Consider the following 15,307-nt stretch of genomic DNA (forward strand, 5'->3'; position numbering starts at 1 on the left):
AGAAAATTTTACCCCCCCCCCGGTTTGAGAATGTCAAGTAGTTCTTTGTACAAAAAAGAGCTAAACATTATGCTTAACTCTAATAGACTATTCACTACGTAAAGCTTCTACAGGATCTTTTTTCGAGGCAAAGCGACTAGGAATTAGACCGGCTATAACTGTCAATAATAAGCTGATCAAGATCAAGATCAGTCCACCCTGCCATGGAAGACTGGCAATATGGGCAACACCAGTCAGATTTTCTACGATCATGCTGATGGGAATATTCAACAAGATCGTAATCAAGATACCCATGCATCCACTGGCCAGACCAATGATAAAGGTTTCGGCATTAAAGACATGCGATACATCCTTTTTGGAAGCACCGATAGCTCGTAAAATTCCGATTTCTTTGGTTCTCTCCAATACAGAAATATACGTAATGATACCAATCATGATACTGGATACGATCAACGATACGGATACAAATCCAATCAGAACATAAGAGATCATATTGATCACACTGGTCACGCTGGACAACATCATACCGATAAAATCGTTGTATGTGATCACATTGGCTAAACGATCAGCTGCTTTTTCCTTTTCGTTATACTCGTTGATCAAATTGCTTATTTCTTCTTTATCTTCAAAGCTTGATGCATAGATATTGATCTTTGTCGGATTATCCAGGTCGATATATCCTAGCTTTTGTAAATTGCTGTCATAGGTCGCATTGAGATTTTCATTGTATGTGCTCATATAAGACATCAATTCTTCCTGTGACATAGAAGCCATGGCCATTTGCTGCTCCGGTGTTAATTTCGAAATCGACATTTCTTCCCCATCTGAAAATGCCGTTCCGGTTAATACATTGGTATCCGGATGATTGATTTGTTCCTGTACGATCTGTGAATTTGAACACTGTTCGATCATGTAATCACGCATTTGCGAAGAATAATACACACCGCCCATCGTTGTCTTTGATACGGTAGAATCGGCTGGTTTGATGATCCCTACGATTTTAACATCGGTGGCTTGATCCACGATCTGATCGACATAGGTTTCATCCTGAGATCCATCGATCCATACGCCATTGACTTTATGATACAAATCACTGTTATTGACCAGCTTAAACGTTGTATTTAATAATTCATCGTATGTGTAAGTGGCATCTTCACTCGTTTGAATTTGATCTACATTACCGGCTAAAAGCTGATTATAATTCTCGACCAGCTCATCCTGATCCATCAAACCCAGAGAATAGAGTACATAATCGGAAATCTCGTTTTGATCATTGACTTCGATCACGACCTCATTATAGGCATCCGGCCATTTTCCTTCGACCAGTTCAAATTCATCGTCGCGAAGTTCTTTGGTATCCGGTAAAGAAAGCCATACTTCATTAGACATCATCGATGTAGAAGAAGACATAAATTGATTTTGCAGATTCATCAAATCCGAGAAACCAAGACGATCCAGCAAACCATTGGGACTGACCTGCACCAGACCTTGATCCCCTAAATCATTATAAACATGCATACTTAAGCCATAATCGTATTCCACAGCTTTGGTATGATCCATGAGTTGATCTCCCTCTTTACTTTCCAAATACGATTTAAAGGCAGAAAGATTGTTCTTGGAAGACTTTGAGATCGAATTCAAAATATCATTGATGTAGGGCATGGATGTGACCTCATCCTTATTTTCCTTTTTTTCTTTCTCATCCGATGACATATTCATCATGGTTTCCATCATCGTTGACATATCCATGGTGTTATCTTGAATCTCAATTGGATAGCTGGCCATCGTATCATTTTCAACCTGATTGATGTAAGCCTGCACCCCGTTGGATAAAGAAAGGATCAAAGCGATACCAATGATACCAATACTTCCGGCAAAGCTTGTCAACAAGGTACGACCTTTTTTTGTCATCAAGTTATTTAAACTCAGCGATAAAGCTGTCTTAAAAGACATACTTGGCTTTTTTAAAGAATCCGTCATTGGAGTAATTTCTTCCGGTGCGATAGGATTAGTATCGTTTTGCACCACACCATCAAATAAAGAAATGATACGCGTTGAATACGTCTTGGCCAACTCTGGATTATGTGTCACCATGATGACCAGTCGATCCTTGGCAATCTCCTTTAACAAATCCATGATCTGCACACTGGTCTTGGAATCCAGGGCACCGGTCGGCTCATCCGCCAACAAGATTTCCGGGTTGTTGACCAAGGCTCTGGCAATAGCTACACGCTGCATTTGTCCACCGGACATCTGTGTCGGTTTTTTATCCAACTGATCTTCCAAACCGACTTGTTTTAAGACCTCGATGGCTCTTTGTCTTCGTTCCTGCTTATCGACACCGCTCAATGTCAATGCCAGCTCGACATTACTGAGGACCGTTTGATGCATGATCAAATTGTAGCTTTGGAACACGAAACCAACACGGTGATTACGATAGGTATCCCAATCTTTATCCGTATAGTTTTTGGTTGAACGACCGTTAATGATCAAATCCCCGCTGGTATATTGATCCAAACCACCGATAATATTTAAAAATGTTGTTTTTCCGCATCCGCTTTGTCCTAAAATCGAAACAAATTCACTGTCGCGAAATGTCAGAGAAATATCTTTTAAGGCATGTACGATATTACTTCCTGTATCATAATCTTTGACAAGATGTCTAACTTCAAGCATATGAAAACCTCCTTGAAATATCGAATATTATATCATTCATTAAGTCACTTAACAATATGTAAACCCTTCTTTGTTCCTAACAAACCTTTCTATTATGACTTTCGATATAGGACAAAAAAAGTCCAATATCCTTTTAGATATCAGACCTTTAATTCTCAATTTCTTCTCAAATGAAGCCTAGGTGCTTTGATTCTGTGCTTCCAAAGCTTCTTTCACACTGCATTCTAAATTTACATCGGTCAATACAGAAATCGTATCACCTTCTTTTATTTTAGTATTTCCCTTCGGCAATATCCTGTATTCACCTCGGCGTATTTCCACCAACAGTGTACCTTCAGGTAATGAGATATCTTTTACCATTTTGTTGGCTAACATGGATTCGTGTTGTACGAGTATTTCAAATACGATTCGTTTTCCGCTTTCTTTAGTCTCGCCCTGCTCTTTATCCAGCATGCCATCCAATAAAGCTTCATAAACCGGTGGACTTTTTAATAAGTCTGCAACGGCATAGGCCACCAAAGAAACCACCGTCAGCGATAACAAGTGTGCCAGAGAATTGGTCATTTCCGTAACTAAGATGATACCAGTCAAAGGGGCTCTGACAATCGCTGTAAAATAACCGGCCATGGCCAAAATAATAAAATTATGAAATAAGATAGGATCCACACCTAAAAATGAAATGATCGCTTTAGCATATACAGAACCGATACCGGCACCCAAAACAATCAAAGGAAAGAAAATACCACCCGGAATTCCGGAACCAAAACTGATGACGGAAAACAAAAACTTTACAAGCAGGAAAACGATCATGGTGGTCAAAACCAGATCACTGTTCATTTCTTCAAACAAGGCATGACCGCCACCCAACACCTGCGGCATGGTAATTCCTAAAACAATCGCCAATAAAAAAGGAATCCAGATTTTTACCCAGGTAGGTACTGACAAGCTTTTGTACAGATCCTTTGTTCGAAGCAATACATAGTTATAAATTGCGCCGAAAACACCCAGTAAAATACCTAACAGGATCAGATAACCATAGCCGGATAAGGGAATGGATTGAATCACCGGCAATTCAAAAATAGGCTGCATGCCAAAAATCTGTTTGGAAATAAAATCGGAAGCTACGGCTGCCGACATCATCGACAACAAAATCACCGGTGTAAAATATTTAAAGATTTCTTCCAAGGCAAACATGACACCGGCCAAAGGGGCGTTAAAAGCTGCAGCCAATCCGGCGCTAGCCCCTCCGGCAATAAGAATCTTTTTTTCCAGTCGTCCGTTTCCCAACCGATTACCGATAGCCTCTCCGACATTGGCACCTAATTGTATCGATGGGCCCTCTCTTCCTAATGAAAGACCTCCGGCAATCCCCATCGCACCACCGGCAAATTTACAAACCAGAGTAGAAAACCAACTTTTCCGCTTTAAAAAGTATCCTTTTAAAATACCTTCGATCTGCGGTATTCCACTACCGGAAATCATAGGGTTGTAATCCACCATTTTTCCGATCAAATACGCAACGATTCCAAAGACGGGAATCAACAACAAGATCCAGGAAAGATTTCCTGACACAAAATCATACAACGAAAAGGCAAAAGATTCGCCCTTTCCCAATACCAGTCGATACAATACCGCAATCCCTCCGGCACAAACGCCTACAAGCATGCTTTTTAGAATAAGGATCACATTATCGAATACCGAATTGGTAAGGGAATGATAATTATTTTCCAATTTCATGGTTTCCCTCTTTTCTTAAAAAATCCACCTACCATTGTAGTAGAGTCTTTCCCATCTTACAACCCACAGCTTGTAGGATCCTTGCAGGAAAAGTCTGTAAAAACAAAAAAACCGGAATCTTTATACAAGAAATTCCAGTTCTTTTTACGATAGAGCTATTCAATTATTCAGCTTTTAAAGTAAACTCTGTTTTCCAAAGTCCGTGCAGATTACAATATTCATACACCGTAACTTTTCCGGACTTATTCTTCATGCAGAATTCTGCTTCTGGAGCCATATCCGGTGTCAGTGCTTTTTTCACATAGGTTCCGTCTTCAAACTCTACCCAGATCGCATTGATATAGTGTTCTGCTGTCATAGGGTGAGCAACACTTCCTACTTTAACGATCAACTTATGTCCATCTTGTTCTACAACAGGTACGTGTTTTTCCAAAGCCCCGTCAACTTCACCGGCTTTTACTTCGCGCAATCCTTCAATAGCACCTTTTGTAGGTTCTACAACCAATTCAAATACAGCACCGCAATCATCACATTTAAAAATTTTCATTTCGAAAACCTCCTTTATATTGACATTATATCTATAAATCCTAAAATAATCTATGAATATGCTTTCTTCCTTTAAACTTTTGCACTGTGATGAAAATCGACTGCAGTTTATTGCCAAAAAAGAGCTTACGCTTTTCGAACTGCAGTCTCTTTTTCATGCTTCCAGGAAGCACTGGAATCAATGCACGGACTTTAAAGAACCCATTCTGTATAAAGGACAATGTTATACAATTTCTTTTAAGCCAAAAGAGTTTATACATCCGGTATCCTTTGATGATGTTACGATCCTGTATGAAGACTGTTTTGTGATCGTAGCTTTTAAGCTCCCTTTTTTGCTCGTTCATGATGATGGACATACACAAGATACATTACAGGCAAGAATTGATGCTCATTTAATGATGCAGGGAGCTATGTATCCCTGTCAGGCCATTCATCGTATTGACTACGAGGCAAGTGGTCTTCTGCTGTTTAGTAAACATCCTTTTTTTCAGCCTTACTTTGATTTTCAGATGCAGCAGCATCAGATCAAAAAAGAGTATCAGTGCATCGTCGAAGGAAAGTTCCCTTCTTCTATCCATGAAATTTGTAAGCCGATCGGAAAAGACAGACATCAGGCACAAAAGATGCGTATTTCAAAAAACGGAAAACCAAGCATGACAAAAATCACTGCGATAGAATCTAATAAAAATACATCCAAACTGACTATTGAAATTACGACCGGGCGCAAGCATCAGATTCGTGTACATCTGGCTTCTTTGGGATTTCCCATTTATAACGATCCTTTATATGGAGTACGTAAAGATCAAAAGGGATTGTTACTGCAAAGCCATAAACTCTCTTTTAAGCTTCCTTTTCAGAAACAATGTCTTCAGATAGAATGTCCGGATGAGCCTAGAATGTGCTTAAAAGACTGAATAAAATATCCCACAGATAATACCCCTTTACATAAGAAATCCAGACTCCGATACATAAACAGGACACGTAGGCGATCATCTTCTTTTGCCTGAAAGCGGACCATAAAAGACCAAAAAGAACAGAAATCAATACCGCAATCATCATACGATGCATCCCTAAAAGAGAACCGAAAAAGCCTAAAAAATATACATCGGCTATACCAATCCACTCTGGTTTTCTTCGATGTAAAAACAAAGCAGGCACACTGTATAAAAGTGCTCCTTGCCAATGCAGACTTTGAAAGGTGCCGATAAAACCAATGGCAATGCATACACATGCGATCGACCAATGCCAGCTAATATAATAAGTGTGTCTATCTTGTTCAAAAAGACAAAATAAAAAGGTAAAGAAACACTGTGATAACCAGAATGTATCTCGGGACAAAAGAGGCAGAAACATAAAAGAACACAGTCCAAAAGTAATCCACTCGATTTTTTTTGTTCTTTGTAATACTCGTCCTTCAAAAATGGATGTAGCATATGTACATATAAGAATAAAAAAAGCTTCCATACCCTTTAGTATAGAAGCTTCTTCTTACCAATTTCTTACTTATTCACCTTTATATTCAGCAATTTCCACTTTTTCAATCTCAATATTTTCTAATGGATGATCTTGACTGTTTGTCTGCACTTTAGAAATAGCCCGGACCACATCCATGCCCTTGAATACCTGACCGAAAACTGTATGTCCTCGTTGTGGATCAAATGCATTATAAGCCCCATCCAAAGAAGGATTACCACCTTGTGTCTGGTATAGTTCTTTATACTTCTCATCCACCTTGTCCATATTTAAAAAACTGTATCCATAATAATTCAATACAGATTGTTTCTCTTTTTCGCTCATATCCTTGAGCTGATCATAGTTGGCTTGCATACTTTGCCAGTAAGATGGATCAACGACTGGAGCCTGATTGATAAAGAACTGACTTCCGTTGGTGTTGCTGCCGGCATTGGCCATGGCCAGAGAACCGGTAATATTGACAAGCCTGCTGCTGAATTCATCTTCAAATTCTTCCTTCCAGATGCTTTGGCCGCCACTGCCATCTCCGTTAGGATCACCACCCTGAATCATGAAATCAGAAATGATGCGATGAAAGGTCAATCCGTCATAGTATCCTTCTAAAGCCAGTTTTTTAAAATTATAAACTGCTTTAGGTGCAGCCTCCGGAAAAAAACGCACATAAATATCGCCCATGCTGGTATGGATGATAGCAATTTCTTCACCCTTTTCCGGTGCGTCCAACTGTTGTCCTAAACTCAGACTTTCATCATCGGGATCGGGCATATTCTTTAGCTCGACCAATGTATCTTTATTGTCTAAAACATGCACAGCCGGATTTTCCTTCATCGTAGCGGATTGGCATCCAACGACGAGAAGACTGCATAAAAATATGGAAATGAATCTCTTTACTCTAGTTTTCATGTACTTTAGTTGGAACTCGTTACCAGATAATCCGGATCATTTGGCTTTTTCTTATAAACAACCTTTAGTAAAATCGGTGTAATGATCGTAGTAAAGACCACACACAATAAAACCGGTGTCACAAAGAAATTTGGAAAGATTCCCAACGCCATTCCTTTATTGGCGACAATCAAAGCAACTTCACCACGCGATACCATTCCACAGCCAATTCGTATCGCCTGTGATTTTGAATAGTGGCAAAGCAATGCGCCAAGTCCACATCCAACAACTTTACTCAATAAAGCAATCACACACAATAATAAGATAAGCAGCAATACAGATCCCGAAAAATTAAATGGTTCCAGCTTTAAACCGATACTGGCAAAGAATACCGGTGATATCAACAAATAAGAAAGTGTTCCGATTCTTTTTGTCACATAGGCGCATTGGCTGGTTCCTGATATGATCAAGCCTGCCACAAAAGAACCGGTGATATCGGCAACACCAAAAAACTCCTCGGAGACAAAAGCCATAATCAAGGCAAACGCAAAACTGATGATGGAATATCTTTGCAGTCCGCCACGGGAGTCATGATCAAACCACCAGGCAAAAACTTTATGTAGTAAAACACCAACGATAACGGCAAAGATGAAAAACAAAACGATCTTCAATAAGACAATGCCTACGTTTACCGAACTATCAGCTAAACCGGAGACGATCGTAAGCGCAATGATACCCAACACATCATCGATCACGGCAGCAGCTAGGATTGCATTACCGCTGGTCGTTTTCATAGCGCCCATTTCTTTCAAGGTTTCAACCGTGATACCTACAGAAGTAGCCGTCAGAATAACACCTAAAAATAAGTTACCGATCCAGGCTTCCGGCCCCACGTTATAGAATGTCGCAATCCAATATCCAAGACCTAAAGGAACCAATACACCTAAAACGGCAATCACCAAAGCCTTTAATCCGGCTTTTTTCAAATCGGTAATACTGGTTTCCAAACCGGCACCAAACATTAAAACGATGACTCCAATCTCAGAAAGAGAAGAAATCAAATTACTTGGCTGAACCCAGTTTAAAACGGCCGGCCCAAGAATGATACCGGCAAGCAGAGCACCGACAACAGCCGGCATCCTTAGTTTTCTTGTGAATAAACCAAATGCCTTTGTCCCTAATAAAATCAAGGCAATATCTAATAAATAACGATAATCACTCATATCTATTTCTCCTCACATAGAAGGGATTATACTCCTATCCTTTCTTTCCTTCAAGCTAGAAAGATATTGGTATGGTAAAATCTTTGTTTGCGATCGGTAAATCCACATCGCCGATCTCTAAATGATACGCACATAAAGAATAACTCTTTCGGCTTCCCTTATAGCCATATTTGGTATCGCCACAAAGCGGATAGCCTAAATATGCCATACTGGCACGAATTTGATGAAATCTTCCTGTTTCCAAAAAAATCTGAACGATGGAATACTCTTTTTGTCTTTTTAATACCTTTACATGCATGTGAGCCTCTTTATAGCCCGGCTTTGCCTCTGCCGCAACAAGCGCCTTAGTCTCCTGTTTTTTAATGTAACAGAGAACTTCCTTTGTATCCCATAAAGGCGTTCCTTCAATCTTGGCACAATATACCTTGCGAACTTTATGACAAGCGATCGCATCATTCATCAAACGCAGTGCTCTGGCATTTTTTGCCGCCAGGATCAAACCAGATGTATTTTTATCCAAACGATGACAGATTGCCGGGGCAAAGCTGTTCTCTCTTTGCGGATCATATTCCTTTTTCTGATATAAATAATACTGTATGCGATTAACCAATGTATCCTGCAAGCCTTTTTCATCACTTTGTGAAAGCAAGCCTGCCGGCTTGTTGACCAGCACAATATCATCATCTTCATAGACAACATCAATACTTCCGGTATTCACAGGACAAGCCTTCTGTCTAGTTTCTAAAAATTCATAAGGAAGAAATAAAAGGATCGAATCCCCTTCCTGCAGCTTTTGATCATATGTACAGCGCTTACGATTGACCTTGATTTTCTTATTGCGAATGGCTTTATACATCATAGATTTTGTCAATGTCATATAATGTTTTTGAAGAAAGCGATCCAGTCGTTGTCCGGCATCATTTACCCCGACCTTAATTTCCTGCATAAATGACCTCTAAACACTCTTTTAATGAATCCAGCACAGGCACACCTGCCTGCTGTAAACGATCTTTTGATTGGTGTCCGGTCGTCACCAGCAGGCATTTACCGCCGGCCTGACTGGCCACTTCATAATCATGCAAGCTATCACCTACAAACCAAACTTCATCTTCTTTCTGGCATGTCTTCATATATGCTTTTGCCAGTTCCAGTTTACTGTGTGCATAAATGTCTTCGATTCCATAAATGCGATCTACTCTTTCCTGTACATCGTTTTTTTGAATCTGCGCCAACAAATAATCTTTTTTACTGGCTGAAAGAATTGTTTGTTCCATTTGTAAAGATCTGGCCTGTGTTAATACTTGATAAGCATCCTGTACCAATGCGCAGTCATAGCTCTTTTCCTGATAGTATTCCATATATTCGTGAGCCAGTGTTTCAAAAGAAGTTTTTGTGAAGTCAAAGCCAATTGCGCGATAATAGTTTTCAATCGGAAAGCCAAATACTTTGCGATAGGCTTCTTTATCCGGTAGACAGGACAAACCATGATGAACTAATAAAGTATTGATGCATTCCAAACACAAATCGATATCATCAAGCAAAGTTCCGTTCCAGTCCCATACAATTTTTTTCATTTTGATCACCGTAATGATTATAGCATGCTTACAAAAAGTGAACAGTATTGTGAATTTGTTAGCAATTTCTTCTTTTTTTTAAAGGCATTGTCCGATATAATGAAATGGGTAAAAAAGTATATTAAGGAGGAACTATGCGCGGTATATACAACTCAGTTACAGATTTGCGTCGTAAGGTCTTTGCGGCTATCGCCAGCATGGCCTATGAGGACTGTGACGATCTTGCCAAACGAATCGAACAGATTCCATATGAACTGTTACCAGGTGATAAAGCAACCTATCGTAACAGTATTTTCCTGGAAAGAGCCATTATCGGTGAACGTTTACGTTTAGGTATGGGTCTTCCTACACGAGATGCAAAGGAGTTTAAAGCCTTATCGGACGGTATTGAAGAAAGTGCGATTGCGAAAAAGTATTATGATGATCCGTTAGTTAACATCATCAAATTCGCATGTAATGCTTGTCCGGAAAAGAAAGTATTTGTCACAAATGCCTGTCAGGGATGTCTTTCTCATCAGTGTACAGAGGTTTGTCCAAAAGATGCGATCCATATCGTAAACGGACGTTCTTTGATTGATCAGGATAAATGTATCAAGTGTGGACGTTGTATGGAAGCTTGTCCTTACAAAGCTATCACAAAGATTGAACGCCCATGTGCGGCCAGCTGTGGTATGGATGCGATTCACAGTGATGAAGATGGAAAAGCCGTTATTGACTATGATAAGTGTGTCAGCTGCGGTATGTGTTTAGTGAACTGTCCATTTGGTGCCATTGTCGATAAAGGACAGATCTTCCAAACTATTTATGCGATGAAGGAAGGACACCGTGTCGTTGCGGCCGTTGCCCCTGCTTTTGTCGGACAGTTTGGACCAAGTGTAACACCGGAAAAATTGACAGCAGCATTAAAAGAATTAGGCTTCAGCGATGTTGTCGAAGTTGCCATCGGTGCTGACCTTTGTACGATCGAAGAAGCAGAAGACTTCATGGATAAAGTGCCGGAAAAACAACCTTGGATGGCCACTTCCTGCTGTCCTGCCTGGTCTGTTATGGCTAAAAAGCTTTTCCCACAGTATGCTTCTTATGTTTCCATGGCTTTAACACCAATGGTATTAACTGCACGTATGATCAAAAAAGACGATCCAGACTGCAAAGTTGTATTTATTGGTCCATGTGCGGCCAAGAAACTGGAAGCCAGCCGTAAGTCGGTACGAAGTGATGTAGATTTCGTACTGACATTTGAAGAAGTCATGGGTATGTTCGTTGCCAAAGGGGTAAAACTGGAAGAAATCGAAGGTAATGATCCACTGTTAAAAGGAACGAACCGTGGACGTGAATTTGCCGTGAGCGGTGGTGTTGCCAAAGCCGTTAAGTCTTTGATCAACAAGAAACATCCGGAAGTAGAAGTTAAAGTACAGGCGGCTGAAGGTTTGAAAAATTGTAAGACGATGTTGATGATGGCAAAAGCCGGACGATTGGATGGATACCTGTTAGAAGGTATGGCTTGTCCGGGAGGATGTGTTGCCGGGGCCGGTACTTTACAGCCAATCGCAAAATCCAGTGCTGCCGTTAAGAAGTATGCCAATGAAAACACACTGGTCAACTGTGATGAAAGTCCATACGGTGATCGATTGGAAGAATTGACAAAAGGATAAAAAGAAGACCGAGATCAATGATCTCGGTTTTTATTATACGGCGGGCCAAACTTTTACGTGGAGCATATCTCCTTCTTTTTTGTTCAATACATTTCGAATACGTTTTAAAACCCCGAGAATATAGATAATCTTGCCTTGATCATCCTTTAAACCCATATTCACTATACTTCCATCGTATTCTATGCCGTCAAATGTCGTATGAACGCGTATTCGACCTTTTCCAAATTCTTCTCTGATATCCCAGGGAAAAATAACGTAAGCCCCACCCTTTTTTGGGATTTCATGAAGAATCGCATCAAATTCATAAACTTTTTTCATCGTATACTCTCCTTTTCATCTTATCAACATGGGTGCAAGCACAAGCATATAGCCAACAAGAAATAAAATCAGATGTTTTGGTTCGCGATGAATAGCCACAAATTCACGAATCAAAGCGCTGGGCCAATAGTACGAAGCAACACGGGATCCAATTCCCGTACAGGAAAAATTCAATTTTGAACAATAGCGCAAAGCTCTGTACACATGATAGTTGCTCGTAACAAGGGCAACATAATGTCGCCCCGGAAAAGATTCAATCAGCATTTTGGAAAACTTTAAATTTTCCCAGGTTGTTGTCGATTGATCCTCCATTTTTATTTTCTCTTCAGGGATTCCCTGCGATAGAAGATAATTCTTTATAGCCATTGCTTCTGAACAAACTTCATCAGCACCTTGTCCGCCGGAAGGAACCAGTATCGGCGGTGTTGGATCCTTGCGATAGACTTCAATGGCCTTGTCACAGCGATCTTTCAACAACTTAGTGACGGTTCCATCTTTTTTGAGTCCGCTTCCATGAATGATCACATAATCAAAATCTCTTTTATGCGGAATGATTTGCAGAAACAGGCAATAAAACATGAAGGCAACAAAAACCAGTGATACATAGATGACCGACATGGAAATAAAGATCAGCCCCTGCGACAGGTGCGAAAGAAAGGCAGTCCATTGATCTACAACTAGCGATCCCGTCAGTAAAACAAATATGAAGGTTGCGATTTCCCCAATCCCGATAATGATCCCAAAAGCCAGTGATAAAAGATTTCCCAGAGAATGCCCTTCTCTTCTCCACATCAAAATACCATTCCAAATCAATCCGACAGGAACAAACAAAATCAAAAGAATGATCAAAAGTAACAGTATGATAAAAGTGGTTGCCGCATACTTACCGGCTAATGAACAAAGAAAAGGGATGCTGGAGCAGCCAGCCAACATCAAAAAAAATGTATTCCGATACCGACTTCGATTGCGATGCATCGAATAGATAAAAATCAACCAGAAGAAAAGAGCGGGAATCGCCGCATGCCACACATTTTCAAAATAATTCATAGTTTTATTCTACGATAGCTCACCAAAAATGTCATTCTATTTGTTCATCATAAAAAAATGGCTCTATCAAGCCATTTATCCCCATACCTCTTCGGCAATCTCTTTCACCAGTGCCAGTTTATCCCATTGATCCTGATCTACCAGCTTATTTCCGATTTCACAGGATGCGAAACCACACTGTGGACTTAAATATAAACGTTCCAGATCGACATACTGCGATGCTTCTTTAATGCGATCAATGATCGCCTCTTTCTTTTCTAAGGCAGCCGCTTTGGTAGTCACCAGTCCCAATACCACTTTTTTATCCTTCGGTACAAAACGTAGTGGTTCAAAGCCACCGGAGCGTTCGTCATCAAATTCAAGATAGAAGGCATCTACATTTTCTCTCGCAAATAAGAAAGAAGCAATCGGATCATACCCTCCGCTGCTGGCCCAGGTGGAATGATAATTTCCTCGGCAAACATGTGTTGTGACAACTAGATCATCCGGTCGATTTTCTAACGCTAAGTTATTTAAGCGTAAATATTGTGAAGCCACATCTTCCAAGGAAACTTCTCCATTTTGACGGGCACTCCAATATTTGGTATCGCAAAACATACCCCATGTGCAGTCATCCATCTGAATATTACGACAGCCGGCCTGATACAACTCCTGAATTACCGTTTGATAGGCCCTGGCAATATCCTGGATCAGTTCTTCCATATCTGGATAAATGGCCAGTGTCTGTTTTCCATTATCCTCTCTGAACAATTCTGCCAACAACTGTGCCGGTGCCGGAAAGGTCTGACGGGCCACTGTATTTTCATCCTCTAATTGTTTTACAAAGCGATAATGTTCGACAAACGGATGATTTTCACCGGAAATTTTCCCAACCAGCTTGATAGAACCCGGTGTTGTTTCCTCACCATGAAAGAAATACCCGTGATCCAGTTCAATTTCTTCGATTCCATTCAATCCCCACATAAAATCCAAATGCCAATAGCTTCTTCTGAATTCCCCATCGGTGATCGCATGATAACCGGCAGCTTTCTGTTTTTGGATCAGCTTCGTAATTTCTTCATCCTCCACCTGCTTTAATGCCTGAGCATCGATCTTTTTTGCCTTGAAATCGGCTCTGGCTTGTTTTAAGCGTTCCGGTCGCAAAAAGCTTCCCACAAAATCATATCGAAATGGACCATATAATTGACGCATCGTGTCATCCTCCTTATTTATGACTCTAATCTTAATTGATTCAAATGAATTCGTACAATATAAAAAAGAAGCAGTTTACCATAGGATCAATCTATGGCAAACTGCTTTAAAATTTCAATATATTGTTTCGTAAAGCGACTATATACGACCTGACTATGATGAATAAATCCAATTTCCATATAATCTTCAACATCTAATGGAATCGCAATGATGTCTTTTCCATTTAACTGCTCATTGATTACACCGCTGCAGATTGTATAACCGTTTAAGCCGATCAAAAGATTAAAGAGAGTCGCTCTGTCACAGACACGAATATCCTTTTTACTTTCCAGCGTACTTAAAATTTCTTCTGAAAAATAAAACGCATTGTGCTCTCCCTGTTCATACGATAATCGAGGATAGGCCTCTAAATCTTGCAGCGTGACAAGTTTCTTTTTGGCCAAAGGGCTATGAATACCGACAAATACATGCGGTCTGGCGATAAAAAGACGCTCAAACTGTAAATGATGTTCTTTAAAGGCTTTTTTCAAAACCGCTTCATTATAGGCATTCAGATACAAAATACCGACTTCACTCTTTAAGCGTGCTACATCCTCTATGATCTCATACGTCTGCGTTTCTCGAATACTGAAATCATACGTATCGCCTACTGTTTTCAAAAGCTCGACAAAGGCTTCGACCGCAAAGGAATAGTGCTGTGTGGAAACACAAAAAGAATGACGAACCGGCATGGCTAGGGCATAGCGCTCTTCCATCAGATGCGTCTGCATCAAAACTTGTCTGGCATAGCCTAAAAACTCCTCACCTTCTTTCGTTAGGATCACGCCTTTATTGGTTCTCTGAAAGATCGTGATCTGAAACTCATTTTCCAGTTCTCGAATGGCCGAGGTCAAAGAAGGCTGCGAGATATACAGCTTTTCTGCGGCCTTGCTGATGGTTTGGGAGCGAGCCACTTCTACGATATATTTCAACTGCGTTAACGTCATGT

14 protein-coding genes are annotated in these 15,307 nt (G+C 40.3%); 2 read left to right on the forward strand and 12 right to left on the reverse strand.

Going from position 1 to position 15,307, the window contains the following annotated elements:
* Nucleotides 1-87: 87 nt before the first annotated feature.
* From ACTQX6_RS05675 to ACTQX6_RS05685, 3 genes are all read right to left on the reverse strand, one after another.
* Entirely contained in the window at nt 88-2,676 is a 2,589-nt protein-coding gene (locus tag ACTQX6_RS05675; protein WP_294688911.1) for an ABC transporter ATP-binding protein/permease, read from the reverse strand.
* A gap of 177 nt (nt 2,677-2,853) precedes the next feature.
* Nucleotides 2,854-4,413: a ClC family H(+)/Cl(-) exchange transporter gene (locus ACTQX6_RS05680; RefSeq protein WP_272003251.1), complete on the reverse strand. Its 1,560-nt coding sequence runs from the start codon at nt 4,411-4,413 to the stop codon at nt 2,854-2,856.
* 163 nt (nt 4,414-4,576) lie between these two features.
* Nucleotides 4,577-4,960, reverse strand: coding sequence for a desulfoferrodoxin family protein (locus ACTQX6_RS05685; RefSeq protein WP_117445173.1), 384 nt, complete (start codon nt 4,958-4,960; stop codon nt 4,577-4,579).
* A gap of 52 nt (nt 4,961-5,012) precedes the next feature.
* On the opposite strand from ACTQX6_RS05685, the gene ACTQX6_RS05690 reads away from it, so the two are divergent.
* Complete coding sequence (locus ACTQX6_RS05690) at nt 5,013-5,873, forward strand: RluA family pseudouridine synthase (RefSeq protein WP_117445172.1); 861 nt, start codon at nt 5,013-5,015, stop codon at nt 5,871-5,873.
* Here the strand turns inward: ACTQX6_RS05690 and ACTQX6_RS05695 are convergent.
* The 5 genes from ACTQX6_RS05695 to ACTQX6_RS05715 all read right to left on the reverse strand — a co-directional run bounded on the left by ACTQX6_RS05695 (nt 5,851) and on the right by ACTQX6_RS05715 (nt 10,111).
* A complete protein-coding gene (locus ACTQX6_RS05695; protein ID WP_441657707.1) occupies nt 5,851-6,297 on the reverse strand; it encodes a prepilin peptidase in 447 nt (148 codons plus the stop codon). The genes ACTQX6_RS05690 and ACTQX6_RS05695 overlap by 23 nt on opposite strands.
* A 165-nt stretch (nt 6,298-6,462) precedes the next feature.
* On the reverse strand, nt 6,463-7,335 hold the full coding sequence (locus tag ACTQX6_RS05700; protein WP_294689164.1) for a peptidylprolyl isomerase: 873 nt from the start codon (nt 7,333-7,335) through the stop codon (nt 6,463-6,465).
* Between the two features lie 5 nt (nt 7,336-7,340).
* Nucleotides 7,341-8,537, reverse strand: coding sequence for a cation:proton antiporter (locus ACTQX6_RS05705; RefSeq protein WP_117445170.1), 1,197 nt, complete (start codon nt 8,535-8,537; stop codon nt 7,341-7,343).
* 55 nt (nt 8,538-8,592) lie between these two features.
* Entirely contained in the window at nt 8,593-9,483 is an 891-nt protein-coding gene (locus tag ACTQX6_RS05710) for an RluA family pseudouridine synthase (RefSeq protein WP_294689163.1), read from the reverse strand.
* Nucleotides 9,470-10,111 carry an HAD family hydrolase gene (locus ACTQX6_RS05715; RefSeq protein WP_117445168.1) on the reverse strand — a complete coding sequence of 214 codons (642 nt, stop codon included), beginning with the start codon at nt 10,109-10,111 and terminating at the stop codon, nt 9,470-9,472. Before ACTQX6_RS05715 ends, ACTQX6_RS05710 begins: the two co-directional genes overlap by 14 nt.
* Before the next feature lie 134 nt (nt 10,112-10,245).
* On the opposite strand from ACTQX6_RS05715, the gene ACTQX6_RS05720 reads away from it, so the two are divergent.
* Nucleotides 10,246-11,763: a 4Fe-4S dicluster domain-containing protein gene (locus ACTQX6_RS05720; protein ID WP_117445167.1), complete on the forward strand. Its 1,518-nt coding sequence runs from the start codon at nt 10,246-10,248 to the stop codon at nt 11,761-11,763.
* A gap of 33 nt (nt 11,764-11,796) precedes the next feature.
* Here ACTQX6_RS05720 and ACTQX6_RS05725 read toward each other — a convergent pair whose 3' ends face one another.
* From ACTQX6_RS05725 to ACTQX6_RS05740, 4 genes are all read right to left on the reverse strand, one after another.
* Nucleotides 11,797-12,081: a DUF1905 domain-containing protein gene (locus ACTQX6_RS05725; protein WP_117445166.1), complete on the reverse strand. Its 285-nt coding sequence runs from the start codon at nt 12,079-12,081 to the stop codon at nt 11,797-11,799.
* A gap of 15 nt (nt 12,082-12,096) precedes the next feature.
* Nucleotides 12,097-13,128: a YdcF family protein gene (locus ACTQX6_RS05730; protein ID WP_195222688.1), complete on the reverse strand. Its 1,032-nt coding sequence runs from the start codon at nt 13,126-13,128 to the stop codon at nt 12,097-12,099.
* Nucleotides 13,129-13,203: 75 nt separating this feature from the next.
* Nucleotides 13,204-14,319 (reverse strand): 5-methyltetrahydropteroyltriglutamate--homocysteine S-methyltransferase, encoded by a 1,116-nt coding sequence (locus tag ACTQX6_RS05735; RefSeq protein ID WP_294689160.1) that lies wholly within the window; start codon nt 14,317-14,319, stop codon nt 13,204-13,206.
* 86 nt (nt 14,320-14,405) lie between these two features.
* Nucleotides 14,406-15,305 carry a LysR family transcriptional regulator gene (locus ACTQX6_RS05740; RefSeq protein ID WP_441657341.1) on the reverse strand — a complete coding sequence of 300 codons (900 nt, stop codon included), beginning with the start codon at nt 15,303-15,305 and terminating at the stop codon, nt 14,406-14,408.
* Nucleotides 15,306-15,307: the final 2 nt, after the last annotated feature.

Origin of the sequence: Faecalicoccus sp. LCP19S3_E2 (genome assembly GCF_052121255.1) — a bacterium.
GTDB lineage: Bacteria > Bacillota_I > Bacilli_A > Erysipelotrichales > Erysipelotrichaceae > Faecalicoccus.